At 66.7% G+C, this 14,347-nt stretch carries 15 protein-coding genes; 5 read left to right on the plus strand and 10 right to left on the minus strand.

What is annotated here, in order from left to right; genetic code table 11:
- Positions 1 to 18: 18 nt before the first annotated feature.
- Positions 19 to 606, minus strand: coding sequence for a TetR/AcrR family transcriptional regulator (locus ACQP1G_RS17755; protein ID WP_433205293.1), 588 nt, complete (start codon positions 604 to 606; stop codon positions 19 to 21).
- 21 nt (positions 607 to 627) lie between these two features.
- On the opposite strand from ACQP1G_RS17755, the gene ACQP1G_RS17760 reads away from it, so the two are divergent.
- Positions 628 to 996 (plus strand): hypothetical protein, encoded by a 369-nt coding sequence (locus ACQP1G_RS17760; protein ID WP_433205296.1) that lies wholly within the window; start codon positions 628 to 630, stop codon positions 994 to 996.
- Positions 993 to 1,487, plus strand: a complete 495-nt coding sequence (locus tag ACQP1G_RS17765) for a hypothetical protein (protein ID WP_433205299.1) — start codon at positions 993 to 995, stop codon at positions 1,485 to 1,487. The genes ACQP1G_RS17760 and ACQP1G_RS17765 overlap by 4 nt, the downstream gene beginning before the upstream one ends.
- Before the next feature lie 139 nt (positions 1,488 to 1,626).
- On the opposite strand, the gene ACQP1G_RS17770 is transcribed toward ACQP1G_RS17765, so the two are convergent.
- From ACQP1G_RS17770 to ACQP1G_RS17785, 4 genes are all read right to left on the minus strand, one after another.
- Positions 1,627 to 2,892, minus strand: coding sequence for an RNA polymerase sigma factor (locus tag ACQP1G_RS17770; protein ID WP_433205302.1), 1,266 nt, complete (start codon positions 2,890 to 2,892; stop codon positions 1,627 to 1,629).
- Positions 2,893 to 2,899: 7 nt separating this feature from the next.
- Positions 2,900 to 3,247: a YciI family protein gene (locus tag ACQP1G_RS17775; protein WP_433205305.1), complete on the minus strand. Its 348-nt coding sequence runs from the start codon at positions 3,245 to 3,247 to the stop codon at positions 2,900 to 2,902.
- Between the two features lie 106 nt (positions 3,248 to 3,353).
- Positions 3,354 to 4,157, minus strand: a complete 804-nt coding sequence (locus tag ACQP1G_RS17780) for an ABC transporter ATP-binding protein (RefSeq protein WP_433205308.1) — start codon at positions 4,155 to 4,157, stop codon at positions 3,354 to 3,356.
- A gap of 73 nt (positions 4,158 to 4,230) precedes the next feature.
- Entirely contained in the window at positions 4,231 to 4,902 is a 672-nt protein-coding gene (locus ACQP1G_RS17785) for a FadR/GntR family transcriptional regulator (protein WP_433205311.1), read from the minus strand.
- A 159-nt stretch (positions 4,903 to 5,061) separates the two neighbouring features.
- Between ACQP1G_RS17785 and ACQP1G_RS17790 the strand changes: the two genes are divergently transcribed.
- From ACQP1G_RS17790 to ACQP1G_RS17800, 3 genes are all read left to right on the plus strand, one after another.
- Positions 5,062 to 6,819 (plus strand): 2-isopropylmalate synthase, encoded by a 1,758-nt coding sequence (locus ACQP1G_RS17790; RefSeq protein WP_433205314.1) that lies wholly within the window; start codon positions 5,062 to 5,064, stop codon positions 6,817 to 6,819.
- Between the two features lie 72 nt (positions 6,820 to 6,891).
- A complete protein-coding gene (locus ACQP1G_RS17795; RefSeq protein ID WP_433205317.1) occupies positions 6,892 to 8,634 on the plus strand; it encodes an ATP-binding protein in 1,743 nt (580 codons plus the stop codon).
- Positions 8,606 to 9,193 carry a response regulator transcription factor gene (locus ACQP1G_RS17800; protein ID WP_433205320.1) on the plus strand — a complete coding sequence of 196 codons (588 nt, stop codon included), beginning with the start codon at positions 8,606 to 8,608 and terminating at the stop codon, positions 9,191 to 9,193. The genes ACQP1G_RS17795 and ACQP1G_RS17800 overlap by 29 nt, the downstream gene beginning before the upstream one ends.
- A gap of 6 nt (positions 9,194 to 9,199) precedes the next feature.
- Here ACQP1G_RS17800 and ACQP1G_RS17805 read toward each other — a convergent pair whose 3' ends face one another.
- From ACQP1G_RS17805 to ACQP1G_RS17825, 5 genes are all read right to left on the minus strand, one after another.
- Positions 9,200 to 9,715: a DinB family protein gene (locus tag ACQP1G_RS17805; protein WP_433205322.1), complete on the minus strand. Its 516-nt coding sequence runs from the start codon at positions 9,713 to 9,715 to the stop codon at positions 9,200 to 9,202.
- Between the two features lie 94 nt (positions 9,716 to 9,809).
- A complete protein-coding gene (locus tag ACQP1G_RS17810; RefSeq protein ID WP_433205325.1) occupies positions 9,810 to 10,658 on the minus strand; it encodes an alpha/beta fold hydrolase in 849 nt (282 codons plus the stop codon).
- Complete coding sequence (hsaA, locus tag ACQP1G_RS17815; protein WP_433205328.1) at positions 10,658 to 11,824, minus strand: 3-hydroxy-9,10-secoandrosta-1,3,5(10)-triene-9,17-dione monooxygenase oxygenase subunit; 1,167 nt, start codon at positions 11,822 to 11,824, stop codon at positions 10,658 to 10,660. The genes ACQP1G_RS17810 and hsaA overlap by 1 nt, the downstream gene beginning before the upstream one ends.
- 144 nt (positions 11,825 to 11,968) lie before the next feature.
- Positions 11,969 to 12,673: a response regulator transcription factor gene (locus tag ACQP1G_RS17820; RefSeq protein ID WP_433205331.1), complete on the minus strand. Its 705-nt coding sequence runs from the start codon at positions 12,671 to 12,673 to the stop codon at positions 11,969 to 11,971.
- Between the two features lie 136 nt (positions 12,674 to 12,809).
- On the minus strand, positions 12,810 to 14,303 hold the full coding sequence (locus tag ACQP1G_RS17825) for an FAD-dependent oxidoreductase (RefSeq protein WP_433205334.1): 1,494 nt from the start codon (positions 14,301 to 14,303) through the stop codon (positions 12,810 to 12,812).
- Between the last annotated feature and the right edge of the window lie 44 nt (positions 14,304 to 14,347).

The following is a 14,347-nucleotide window of genomic DNA, read 5'->3' on the forward strand; positions in this document are numbered from 1 at the left end:
AGCCGCTGGAGTGCCAGGTCAGGGGCGGTAGGACTCCAGGAGGGCGCGGGCGGCGGCGGTGAGGTCGGTTTCGAGCCAGTCGGGGAGGGCATGGGCGTGGCGGCGTAGGGCGGCGTAGGGGAGGTCGACCACCGCGCGGCTGATGGCGTCGACTTCGCGGTCGCCGTCGCGGCCGAAGAGGTCAGTGGCGATGCGGCGCAGGTGGTCGAACAGCGGTGCGTTCATGCGGTCGAGGCGGGCGCGGAACTCCTCGTCCGGTCCGCCGTCCAGCAGGTCGCTGGGGCGCAGATTGAGCAAAAGCTTTGCGTCGTTCGGTAATTCGCGCCCGAAGTGGATGCTTGCCACTGCCATCGCGACTCCGGCCTCGACCGAGTCCGGATCGTCGGCGGCGGCCTCGACGCGCTCCTGGAAGCGCTCGAGCGCGCGCAGCCAGGCCGCGGTCAGCACGCCGTTGCGATTGCCGAAGCGGTGGTAGAGGGTGCCGACCGGCGCGCCGCTGGCCGCAGCGATCGCCGCGACGCTGGCGGCGCGGGGACCGTCGGTGAGCACGAGGGTGCGCGCTGCGTCGAGGATCACGTCGGTGTCGTGCTTGCGAGGTGGCGCCATGTACTAGTACGTTCCTTCTATATGGAGCGATTGCCCTACATAGATGAGCATGCCAGATCGGTCGACGCGAATCGCGATCGGGCGTGGAAGGCCGTGCTGAAAGTTGTCTGTAAGGATCCGCACGATCCATCGAAGGCCCCGACCGGATTCGTAATCGATGCGGCCGAGGAGCCGAGTCGGTTGGCGCTGCGGGGGCGGCACTGGTTCGCGCGCTATGCGCTGGTCTTCGAACTAGACGAGCAAGGGCCGAGCCGGACGCTGGTGCGGGCTCGCAGCTGGGCCGAATTTCCGGGTCTGCACGGCAAGATCTATCGGGCGCTGGTGATCGGCAGCGGCGGTCACAAGATCGTGGTGCGCGATATGCTCCGGCGAATCGCGGCCGCGGCGTGATTACGGGATTGGTCTGGGGTGCGACCGAAGCCGAATGTGAGCATCCGCTGCCCTGTGACGATGTGCAACCCGGTGGGGTGCGGGCGGACCGGGCCATCAGCATCGATGCGCCGCCGGGTGTGGTCTACGCCTGGCTGTGTCAATTGCAGGTCGCGCCATACAGTTACGACCTGCTCGACAATTTCGGCAGGCGCAGCCCACAGCAGCGCGATCCGGCGCTGATCGAACTCGAAGTGGGACAGCGGTTCATGTCCACGTTCACCCTCGTCTCGTTCGTCTCGTGCCGCCATATCACTCTGGTGTCCGGCAAGGTCTGCGTCACCTACGCCGTCCGACCGGAAGGGACCGGCACCCGCTTGACGGTCCGAATGCATTGCGGCGCACCGTGGATCATCGCCCGCGCCTTGGCCCTCGGAGATGTGGTGATGATGCGCAAACAGCTGCTGACACTGAAGGAGCTGGCGGAGGCCGAGGCGCGCGCGTCCAGCTGATCCGCCGCGCCTGAGCGCTAGCCCTCGGCTCTGGCTGGACGTCGCCGCGATCGTGCAGCATCTGGCCGCGTAACGGGGAGTGCGCCCATTGCCGTGCGCGCCAATGAGCGCTACGCGGTTTGTATTGTCGGATGCGTCATTATTCGCATCCAGCCATACGGTCGAGCAATAGCGCCTGTTCGGCGTTATTGCCGGTCAGCTCCGCCGCACGGGCGAATTCGGCGCGCGCCTCGTCGTGGCGGCCGAGCCGCTCGAGCAGGTCGCCGCGCACAGCGGGCAGCAGGTGATAGCTGTCCAACGCGCCGGTGGCGGCCAGTGCGTCGACCAACTCGAGTCCGGCGGCCGGGCCGTGCACCATACTGACCGCCACGGCTCGGTTCAAATCCACAATCGGCGATGGAAAGCGTTCGGCGAGAACCGCATACAGTCCCGCGATACGCCGCCAATCGGTCTGCTCGGTGCTCGGCGCCATGGCGTGCACCGCGGCGATCGCGGCCTGCAGCGCATATCGGCCGGGCGGCAGACCGTGATTCCGGCTGATCGCATGGGCGCGTCCGAGTGCGGCGAAACCGCGGCGGATCAATAACTGATCCCAGTGCGAACGCTCTTGATCCGCGAGCAGGACAACGGTTTTCGCGGGACCGATCCGGGCCGCGGAGCGCGAGGCCTGCAACTCCAGCAGCGCGGCAAGGCCGTGCGTCTCGGCTTCATCGGGCATCAGCTTCGCCAGCATGCGCGCCGATCGCAGTGCGTCCTGACATAATTCGACGCGAATCCAATCATCACCGGCGGTCGCCGAATAACCTTCGTTGAAGATCAGGTAGACGACCTCCAGGACCGAGTCCAACCGCTTGGCCAGCTCATCACCGTGCGGTACCTGGTAGGGCACACGCCGAGCGGCGATGGTGCGTTTGGCCCGCACAATGCGCTGGGCGACAGTCGATTCCGGTATGACGAAGGCGCGGGCGATCTCCTCGGTGGTCAGTCCGCCGAGCAATCGCAGTGTCAGCGCCACTCTGGCCGGTGCGGACAGCACCGGATGACATGCTGTGAAGATCATCCGCAGCAGATCGTCCTCGATATCCTCGGCCGCCGCGTCGGGCTCGCGACCTTGGTCGGTCCGCAGTTCGTGACCGACCAAGGTCAGCTTCCGCGCGAGGTTCTGGTTACGCCGCACCAGATCGATCGCCCGATGCTTCGCGGTGAGCATGAGCCAGCCGCCCGGATTCGGCGGGACACCGTCGCACGGCCACTGCTCCAGGGCCGCGACCAGCGCGTCCTGGGCGAGCTCCTCGGCGGCGTCGATATCGCCGACGATCCGGATGAGCCCGGCGACCAGACGCGGCCGCTCCATCCGCCAGACGGTCTCGACGGTATCTCGGATCTGTTCGGGCGACCGGCTCATGCGCGGATCAGCCCTCGGCGATCTGGCGAATCTCCACCTCGATATCCCACTCCGGCCCGTGCACGCCGAGGAATCGCGAGGTCCATTCCACCGCCTCCTCCTTCGACTTCGTCTGCAGGATGCAGTACCCCCCGACGACCTCCTTGGATTCTATGAACGGACCGTCCAGCACGGTCTGCTTCCCGGTGGACTGGGTGATCTTGGTGGCCTCGGTGATCGAGTGCAGACCGGCGGTATCGAGCAGCACCCCGGCCTTAGTCATCTCCTCGATCACCTTGTTGACCTGCTCGATCAGCGCCTCGTCCGGTGCCGGCGCATTGGTCGGGTCGACTCGGATCAGCATCATGTGTCGCATCTGGCCATCCTTCATTCGGTGGTCGGCATTGTCCGACTCTCACCTCAACGCATCGAACGGCATCGGCTCGAATCGACATGCTCGCGGAAATTCTTCCGGAACCGAGCTACGCGGGCCAGGCGCGCACCGCGGCACGCGCCGTCCAACGGCCGTCGTCGTAGCGCACGGCCACCGGGTGGTCGAAGGCGGCGGATACGGTCTGCGTCGTGACGGTTTCGGCGGCGGGTCCGCAGGCGACCGCGCGCCCGTCGGCGATGAGCAGGGCGTGGGTCGTGGTACTCGGCAGCTCCTCCAAGTGGTGCGTGACCAGGATCGACGCGACCTCGGGGTGGGTTTCGTCGAGTGCGTCGATGGTCTCCAGCAGTTGTTCGCGCGCCGCCACATCGAGTCCGGTGGACGGCTCGTCGAGCAGCAGCAGACGCGGTTCGGCGATGAGGGCGCGGGCGATGAGGGTCCGGCCGCGTTCGCCCTGGGACAGTGTCGGCCAGATCTCCTCGGCCTTGCCCTTCAGGCCGACCGTGTCGACCATGGCGTCCGCGCGCCGCAGGTCATCGGGCGTCGGCGTCCAACGCATCGGGGTGTCGATCGTGGCGGTGATACCGGTGAGCACGACCTCGCGGACGGTCAGCGGATAGCGCAGTGGATGGCGGGGGTTGACGTGCCCGATCGAGTGGCGCAGCGGGGCGAGGTCGACGCGGCCCATGCGCTGGCCGAGGATGTCGACGGTGCCCGAGGTCGGGAAGGTGACCGCGGCGCAGAAGCCGAGCAGGGTGCTCTTACCCGCGCCGTTGGGTCCGAGCAGCGCCCAGTGTTCGCCCGCGCGCACGGTCAGCGAGATGCCGTCGATGATCTGCTTACCCTCGCGGCGGAAGGTGACATCGGTGAGTTGGAGCACCGGGCTTTCGGTCACGGGAGATCTCCGTTCGAGTCGGCTGCTATCGGATCGGCGGTGAGTGTTGTCGAGCGGTGCGGCCGCCGGGCGCTCACGAGAACGCGTCCTTCAGCGTCGTCAGATGGGATCGACTGAATTCAGCTGCGGCACTTGGATTTCGGTGCGCGATCGCATCGGTGAGCCGAATGTGCGCGTCGTGGTCGGCGGGTTCGGAGGGGACCGGGCGGATCTTGAGCATATCGATCATGGCAACCCGAAGCCGCGGGAGGAAGGTGTCGAAGAGTTGGGTGAGCACATCATTGTGGGCGGCGACGATGACGGCGCGGTGGAAGGCCATATCGGCGTCCACATGGTCGGCGACCGGTTCACCGCGCGCCTCCCGCGCGGCCAGGGCCCGGCGGATGGCGCGCAGGTCGGCGGGGGTGCGGCGCAGTGCCGCCAGGGCGGCGGCCTCGGCCTCGATGGCGATGCGGGCCTCGATGACCGCGGCGGTGGTGGCGCGGCGCAGCACGACGTCCCAGTCCTCGGTGACATCGAGGGCGGTGACGAAAACTCCGGCGCCCTGGCGACTGTCCAGCACGCCTTTGCCTGCCAGCTCGCGGATCGCCTCGCGCAGTGTGGACCTACCGACACCGAGCTGCGCGGCCAAGGTTGTCTCGCCCGGAAGGCGATGTCCCAGTGGCCATTCCCCGTCTCGGATACGGGTCAGCAGGAGTTCGGCCGCCTGCGCGGCGAGTGGATGCCGCCGTACTTGCGAGACCATCCGAACCTCTCTACTTGTCTGAGGAGTTGTGTATAGTCTAGCAATCATGCGCACCATGCTTCTGCTCAGCCGCCACGGCGGGGTCTAACGACCGGCCGCCCGCCGTGGGGCTTCGTCGTGGCCGGTCATTCTCTCTGTGACGGCCAGGAAGCAGCAATCATGACCACTTTCCCCACCATCGCCACACCCTCCGGCGCGACCGCGGATGCGGCCCCGCTCTGGAACAGGCAGCGGCATTCGCGGATGCCATCGCACCGCTATCGCGATATCTACGATCGCGTGGACGTGCCGCTCACCGAGCGTGCTTGGCCCGATGCCCGGCTCACTCACGCGCCGCTGTGGGTGCCGGTCGATCTGCGCGACGGCAACCAGGCACTGGCCGAACCCATGGATCCGGTGCGTAAGCGGCGGTTCTTCGAACTGCTCGTCGCCATGGGCTATAAGGAGATCGAGGTCGGCTACCCCTCCGCATCGCAGACCGATTTCGATTTCCTCCGATTGCTCGCGCGAACCGATATCGCGCCCGAGGATGTCGCGATCGTCGTATTCACCCCCGCCCGCCGCGATCTCATCGAGCGCACGGTGGCGTCGGTGCGCGGTATCCGTAACGAGGTCGTTATCCACATGTACACGGCCACCGCGCCGATATGGCGAAATGTGGTGCTGGACAAGGATACCGACGAACTGCGCGAGCTGATCCTGTTCGGTGGTCGCGATGTCCTCGAATTCGCCGGTGATCTGCCGAATGTGCGATTCGAATTCTCGCCCGAGGTGTTCAACGCCACCGAACCGGATTTCGTACTCGACATCTGTGACCGCATGACAACGCTGTGGGACGCCACCCCGCGGCGCCCGGTGATCCTGAATCTGCCTGCCACCGTGGAGGTTGCGACGCCGAACGTCTATGCCGACCAGATCGAATATATGCACAGGAACCTGGCCAGGCGGGAGAGTGTGATCCTGTCGGTGCACCCGCACAACGACCGCGGCACCGGCATCGCCTGCGCGGAACTGGCGGTACTCGCGGGGGCCCAACGAGTGGAGGGCTGCGTCTTCGGCAACGGTGAACGCACCGGCAATGTCGATATCGCCACCCTGGCACTGAATCTGCATGCCCAGGGCGTGGATCCGATGATCGATTTCTCCGATATCGACGAGATCCGCCGGACCGTCGAGTACTGCACGCGCATGCCCATCCACGAAAGGCATCCGTATGTAGGCGATCTCGTGCACACCGCGTTCTCCGGCACCCATCAGGACGCGATCAAGAAGGGGATGGCCGAACACCGTGACCGGGCCTCCGCTACCGGGATCGCCGAACGCGAACTCGAGTGGCATGTCCCGTATCTGCCGATCGATCCGGCCGATATCGGCCGCAACTACGACGCGGTCATCCGGGTGAATTCCCAGTCCGGCAAGGGCGGTATCGCATATCTGCTGCACGCCGAATACGGTCTGGAACTGCCTCGCCGACTGCAGATCGATTTCGCGCGACACGTCCAGGCGCGGACCGATGACACCGGTCTGGAGATCACCGCCGCCGAACTGCTCGAGTTGTTCGAGGCGACATATCTGGACACCGCGACAGGGGCGGTCGGGTTGCGGGAATGGTGGACCACGGGTGCGGGGGCCGACGCACTGACCGAGGTCACACTCACCATCGGCGGGCCCACCGAACATCGCGGCGTCGGTCCGATCGAGGCGCTCACCGCGGCGTTGGCCCGGGTCGGCCATCCGGTCGAGGTGCTCGGCCTGACCCAGCAGTCGATAGGCGCGGGGAACAGTGGCACCGCGATCACCTACCTCGAGTACCGCAGCGGCGAGCGCACCGGATGGGCCTGCGGACGCAGCGATTCCGTACTCGCGGCCTCGTTGGCCGCCGTCATTCGAGCCGCGAATTCGCTGGTGGTCTACTAGCGGTAGGGCCGCGGATGCGACATCTCGGTCAAAATGCCCGGGACGGCGGCCGCACGTGAAAAGGTATGCAGCGTGGTGCGGCACGAGACAGGGAACCTCCCCGCTGAGGTGACGAGCTTCGTCGGTCGTGGCGCCGAGGTCGCCACGGCGCGCAAGCTGCTGTCCAGTACGCGGCTGCTCACGCTGACCGGGCCGGGGGGCGTAGGGAAGACCCGGCTCAGTCGGCGGGTCGGGGAGGCAGTGCGGCGCGCCTTTCCGGACGGTGTGTGGTTGGTCGAGGTCGCGCATGTGCACGACGGGGAGCTGGTGGCGTTGAGCGTCGCGCAGACCTTGGGTCTGCGCGATGACACCAGGTCGCCGGTGGTGAGTCTGACCGACTATCTGGCGGACAAGAGTCTGCTGTTGATCCTGGACAATTGCGAGCACCTGATCGACGCGTGCGCGGCCCTGGTAGATCGAGTGATTCCGGCGACGACGGAAGTGCGGATCCTCGCGACCAGTCGCGAGCCGCTCGGGGTGTCGGGGGAACAGGTCATGCCGGTGGCGCCGCTTGCGGTGCCGGCGGTGGCAGAGGATGCCGAGGCACCTCGCCCGGCCCAGGACGACAGCGACGCGTTGCGGTTGCTGATCGATCGGGCTGTCGCCGCGAACCCCGACTTCGAGGTCACCGAGGCCAACCGCGGGGCCCTCGCGGCGATCTGCCGTCGCCTCGAGGGCATTCCGCTGGCGTTGGAACTGGCGGCCTTGCGGTTGCGGGTGTTCACGCCGGATCAGGTGCTCGCGCGCTTGGACGATGCGATGCGGCTGCTCACCGCCGGACTGCGGACCGCGCCGGAGCGGCAGCAGACCCTCGAGGCGGCGATCCGGTGGAGCTACGACCTGTGCACCCCCGATGAACAGCATCTATGGGAGCAGCTGTCGGTCTTCGCCGGCGGATTCGATCTCGAGGCCGCGGAGGCCGTCTGCATCGTCGATCCACCGGACGCGCTGCTGGACGCGCTGACCGGTTTGGTCGACAAATCCGTCCTGGGCCATCGACAGGACACCGACGGCACCGGCCGGTACACGATGCTCGAGCCGCTGCGCCAGTTCGCCTTGGCGCGGCTGATCGCGCACGGCGGTGAGCGGGCGGTGCGACTACGCCATCGCGACCACTACCACCGGGTCGCGCGGCGCGGACGGATCGCGTATTGGGGCAGCGAGGACGTCACCTGGTTCCGCGAAGTCGCCCGCGAACATCCGAATCTGCGCGCGGCACTGCAGTTCTCGCTCGCCGACCCGGAAAGTGCCCATCGCGCACTGGAAATCGCGACGGAACTGCGGCCGTACTGGGAGCACTACCGATTCCTGCTGGAGGGCTATCGCTGGCTCCTGGAAGCCCTGGACAAGGATCTCGACCATACGAAGGATCGGGCGCGTGCGCTGGCCGCCGCCTCGGTGATCGCCGCTATGCTGTCGGATCCCGAAACGGCCACTCGATTCGCCGGTGAATGTCTGGAAATCGCCACCGAACTCGATGCCGAAGACGTCGTCGTCGAACATGCCCTGCTGTCCGCGCTGTTGGCATTCGCCAGCGACGATCCGACGCGGGCGCTCGATATCGCCGAGGCCGCGTCCGACAGTGCGCGCGCCTGCGCGCACCACGGAGTCGAGATGGAGAGCCTGGCGTTCGCCTATGTGCGCGCTGGTGCTGGACGACGAACGCGCGGGCGCCATCGCGGACCGGTTCCTCACCATAACGAAGGAGTACGGCTCGCATCTGCTCGGCGGGTTGGGGTACTGGGCGGTGGGGACCAACCACTGGCGAAAAGGTGAGCAGGACAAGGCTATCGACGATCTGCGCAAGGCCGTCGAGCTGTTCGGGCTGTTCGACCGGTGCGTGTGGACGGCCTCCGGATTCGACGGGCTGGCGTGGGCGGCGACCGCCGACGGCGATCTGCCCCGCGCGGCGCGGCTGATGGGTGCCGCGTCGACGGTGCGGCGCGGCAGTACCCAGCGGCTCGCCCATGAGATGACCGAATTCGTCGGCGATAAGGTGCGCCTTCAGGTGCGCGATGCGATGGGCGAGAAGGAGTTTCGCTCCGCCTTCGATGCGGGCGCGGCGCTGGGGCTGGACGAGGCGGTCGACTATGCCCTCGGCACCCAACCGCGTCCTGCCGCGCAACTGGCGAAATCCGTTGCGGCAGATGTCCTTACCCGTCGGGAGCGGGATGTGGCGCAGCTGATCGCCGCAGGCTACAGCAATAAGAATATCGCCAGCGAACTGGTGATTTCGATCCGGACCGCGGAGAGCCACGTCGACCACATACTCACCAAACTCGGCTTCACCTCGCGCACGCAGATCGCCGGCTGGGTCAGCCGCAATGAGTTCTGACGCGGCTCAGTCGCCGGTCGCGCCGTCGATGCGCTCGCGTAGAAAATCGGCGTGGCCGTTGTGGCGCGCGTATTCCTCGATCATGTGCACATAAACCCAGCGCAGACTGTATTCGGTGGCGCGATAGGTGAAGACGTGCTCGAGCGGCAGGTCGGCGACGGCGGCGTCGGCCAACTCGATCTCGGCCTGCAACGCCGCGAGATCCGCGGCGGCGTCGGCATCGGCGATATCGTCGAAGTCGCCGTTGGGGTTGTCCTCGCTGCAGTAGAGATAGTAGAGCGGTTCACCGCGGGTCGCGATGCGGAACCAGCCGCGTTCGCATTCGGCGAGATGCCGGACCAGGCCGAGCAGCGACAGCGTCGACGGTGCGACACATCGACGCTTCAACTGCTCGGCCTCCAGCCTCGCGCATTTCCACAGTAGGGTCCGACGGTGCAGGTCGAGCCAGGATTGCAGCATGGTCCGCTCATCGGCGATGAGCGGCGGTTTGGTTCGGGTGATCTCGGGTGCGGTCCATATCACCGGCCGACTGTAGCGCCGAACCCACGATCGGATCTCGCGAATTATCGTGAGATCGGCCGGACACCATGATGTCAACGCCGCCGTGGGCCGGGCGCTACAAACCTGACGTCAGGAAATCGATGACCGCACGCTCGAACGCGTCCTTGCGTTCGATCTGCACCCAATGCCCGCACCGGCCGAACAGCCGCAGATCGGCGCGGGGTAGCTGACGCGAGGGCAGCAGCGCACCCTCGGCCGGAGTGACCCGATCGTCGCGACCCCACAGCATCAGCACCTCATGGCGCAGCGCGCGCAGCCGCGCCCACAGCGGAACCGCTTCCGCGAAAGCGGGATTCGCGAATGTCGCATAGGCATCGCGGATCGCCGCGATGGCGGCCGGATCCGCGGCGGTGGCCAATCGGTTGTCGACGAGTTCGTCGGTGAGTACCGCTTCGTCGAACACCATTGTCCGTAGCCAAGCGAGCATCCGCTCCCGGGTGGGTTCGGTGGTGAAATCGAGCAGCCGCCGAATCCCCTCGGACGGTTCGGGTCCCAGTGCGTTGACACCGACGCCGCCGGGTGCCATGAGTACCAGCCGATCGACCCGTTGGCCGTGTTCGAGCGCCACCAACGTCGCCACCGCGCCACCCATGGAGTTACCGAGCAGGTGGACGCTGGGCAGGGCGAGTTGATCGAGCAGCCCGAGCACCGCGTCGGCCGAGATGCGCAGGTAGTTGCGCTCATATACCTCGGGTCGTTCGCTTGCGCCGAAGCCGGGCTGGTCCAGGATCAGGCAGCGGAAGTGTTGGGCGAGTACGGGCAGGTTCGCACCGAAGTTGGCCCACCCCGACACCCCGGGACCGGATCCGTGCAACAGCACCAGCGGTGGACCCGAACCCGCCTCGTGGTAGCGAAGTTTCAGCCCGTCGACGGTGATATGGCGACTGGTATCCGCCGCGTCCATCAGACCATCCGATCTTCGACCGGCAGCCCGAATTCGCCGCGGCCGAACATGGCCAAGGCCCGTTCGACATCGTTGATCACGTGCACACTGCCCGCGTGCGCGTCGCGCCAATGTCGTTCGATCGGATTGGGTTTGCGGATCGAGTGGCCACCGGAGTTGTCGAACAGCAACTCGATGGCCTGGATCGCACGTTCGGTGCCGCGCACCTGATCGCGCCGGGTGCGCAGCCGCACCTCGTACGGAATCTCTTCGCCCGCTTCGGCATAACGCAATTGCTCGGAAATATTGTGTTCCATCTGCAGGATGGCGGCGTCGATTTCGGAACCCGCGCGGGCGACCCGCACATGCGCGAATGCGTCCTCGCCGACCTTCTGCCCACCGTAGGACAGCCGCACCCGTTCGCGCATCCGCTCGATATGCGCCTCGTACGCGCCCTGTGCGGCGCCGATAATGGGCGCGGTGATGGTGTTGGAGAAGACACCGGCGAACGGAATCTTGTACAGCGCAGCTGGATTGGCCTCCTGGCCGGGTCCGCGCAGCTGCGATTGTTCGGTGGCGCTGTAGGCGCGGTGGTGCGGTACGAAGGCCTTCTCGATGACGATATCGTTGCTGCCGGTGCCGGACAGGCCGACCACATGCCAGACGTCGTCGATTCGATAATCCGCGCGCGGCACCAGGATTGTCAGATAGTCCTTGGGATTGCCGTGTTCGTCGGGTGCGAGTGCGCCGAGGAACGCCCATTGGGCGTGATCGCAGCCGGAGGAGAAACTCCACCGTCCACTGACCTCGTAACCGCCTTCGACCGGGGTGAGGCGACCGGTCGGCGCGTACGACGAGGAGATGAGCGTATCGGAGTCCGCACCCCATACCTCCTCCTGCGCCGCCAGCGGAAAAAGCGCGAGCTGCCAGGGGTGCACGCCGAGTACCGACGACACCCAACCAGTGGACGGGCATGCCGACGCGATCGCGCGAATGACTTCGTAGAACGCTACCGGCGAGGCCTCCTCGCCGCCGAAGCGCGACGGCTGCAGCATGCGGAACACCCCCGCCTCGGTCAGTTCCCGGATGCTCGCTACGGGAACCCGCCGCGCCAGATCGGTCTCCGCGGCCCGCTCCCGAATCGCCGGGAGCAGATCCCGGACCCGATCGAGCACCTTGTGTGTCATTGCGGGTGTCCTCCTGTGTTCCTCGGATTCGCCGAACGGCGCCATAGATCCGACGCTATGGCGGCGCCGGCAGCGCGGCGGGGAACAGTCCCGGTGATCGGAACACACAGGGGAGGTCATAGGGTGCTGCGGATATCCGCTGCCTTACACCGCGTGCAGGAACTTCTCCGCGGCGGCTGTCTCGTAGGGGTCCGGACCCCATCGGTAGCCGTAGCCGCGGATATTCGTGATCAATTCGGGGCGATCCAGTTTGGCGCGCAATGCGGCCATATGGACATAGAGTTTCCGCGATACCGCGAGCAGCGAATCGCCCCAGACACAGTCCATGAGCTGTTCCCGGCTGACCGCGATACCGGGCCGCTCGACCAGCACGCGCAATAGCTCGAACTCCAGCCGGGTCAGTGGGACCGCCTGCCCGGCCACCTCGACCCGGCGCGCCGCCAGATCCACCCGGACGTCGTCGTTGACCACCGTCTTCCCCCGCGCGACGGTGGCGACGCCGACCCGGCGCGTCACCGCTTCCAACCGGGCCGCCAACTCGGCGACGCGCGCCGGTTTCACAAGGTAGTCGTCGGCTCCGCTGTGCAATCCGAGCACGATCGAACGCTCGTCGGCCTGTTCGCCGAGGATCACCACCGGCACCGAGCTGACCTCGCGCAGTTTGCGCAGTACCTGCAGGCCGTCCATATCCGGCAGGGTGAGTCCGAGGATGACGGCGTGATAGCCGTGGTGGGCCAGTAGCAGGTCGGCACCGCGGTGTTTGCGGTCCACTTGATGTCCGTGGAGTTCGAGCGCTTCCGCCAGGGCGTCGGCGCCATCGGGGTCATCGTCGATCATGATCAGCCGCATCCGTCTCACCTTCCCGCACAGGTCACGCCGAAGAGCAGCGATTATGCATGGTTGCCGCAGACGACCGTGCGTGCAAAGTAATTGCCTTGCCACCCCTGGGAAGGTGTTGCGGGAACCCCCTGACTGCCCGCGGAATTCACCCTCCGACAGGGTGGTTTCGTGCTGCTGCGGCGCCGGCTCTGCGGCCGAAGAAGGTGCCATCGCCCAGGGAGGTGCCGCTGATGTAGCCCTCGCCGTGCAGGCCGGAGCTGGCGCGGCCGGCCGCGAAGAGGCGGGGGATGGGCGTGCCGTCGATATCGAGGACGTGGCCGTCGATGGTGGTGTGCAACCCGCCCAGGGTGAATACGGAGGCCCCGGTGCCGCGGCGGTCACCGGATTCCGATGGCGGGCGCACGCCTGCCTTGACGTCGATGGCGGCCAGCGGGGGTGTCAGTGGGCGAAGCCAGCGCCGAGCCTTGTGGAAGTCGGGATCGCCTCCGCGCGCGGCGAATTCGTTGTAGCGGGTGATGGTGGCGGCGAGTGCGCCCGGCGGCAGGCCCAATTGTTCGTCGAGTTCGTCGATCGATTCAGCGACGTGGGTCGGGCGCACACCCCAGCGCTCACGCTCGGGCACCTGCTCATAACCCTGTTCGTCGAGTACCACCCACACGTTCATACCCTGGCGGAACAGCGCGGCTTGGCCGATGCGACCGGGATAGGTGTCCTCGTTGACGAAGCGCTGGCCGCGGTCGTTGACGATCATGCCGCGCGCGGCGAAGCCGGGGATCAATGAGGCGCCGACCTGACCGGCCGACATATGCCGCACGGCGGCGCCAGCGGCCTGCGCGATCCGGATACCGCTGCCGTCATCGGTGCCCGCGCTGACCTTGGTATGACCGAGCAGCCGCGGTGCGTGGGCGGCGAGCATATCGTCGTTGTCGATGAAACCGCCGGTGGTGAGCACACAGCCGCGACGCGCCCGGATGGTGAGTTCGCTGCCGTAGCGACGGGCCACCACACCGACCACCGAACCGTCCTCGCTCACGATCAGATTCGTCACGTAGGTGTCGTATTGTGCTGTCACACCGACGGATTCGGCAGCCGACACCAGGCAGTCCAGCAGCAACTTGCCGCCGAAGTCATTCGCGGTCGGCCGGTGGCCGCGCGGGGCCGGCGTGGCGAGTTCGGTAAAGGGCCAACTGTTCTCGCCGAGCCACATCAGCCCGTCATCGGTGGGCGGCACCCATGCGGGCGCATCCCACAGACTGGGCTTGAACGGCACACCCCGATCGACGAGCCAGTGGAAATGCCCAACGCTGTGCTCGCTGTAGTGCACGATCTTCTGCTGGTCCGCACCGGGACCGAGCGCAGCGATCAGGAACGCCGCCATCTGCTCGGGACTGTCGTCGAATCCACACGCGTGCTGGATCGGCGTACCGCCGCCCAGGTAGATCTCACCTCCCGACATCGCCGACGCGCCGCCCGGCCCACCGGCCCGATCGACCACTAGAACCTCGGCTCCGGCGGTCGCCGCCTCGTATGCGGCGCAGGCGCCCGCGCAGCCGTATCCGACGACCAGTACGTCGGTCTCGATGTCGTAGGACTTCACCTCGGCGGCCGCGCGCGGCGCGACCGGTTTACGGACCGTCATGGCTTCGAGGGTTCCGCCGCCGGACCGGGTGGCGGAATCGATGA

It is taken from the genome of Nocardia sp. CA-107356 (assembly GCF_050946365.1).
GTDB lineage: Bacteria > Actinomycetota > Actinomycetes > Mycobacteriales > Mycobacteriaceae > Nocardia.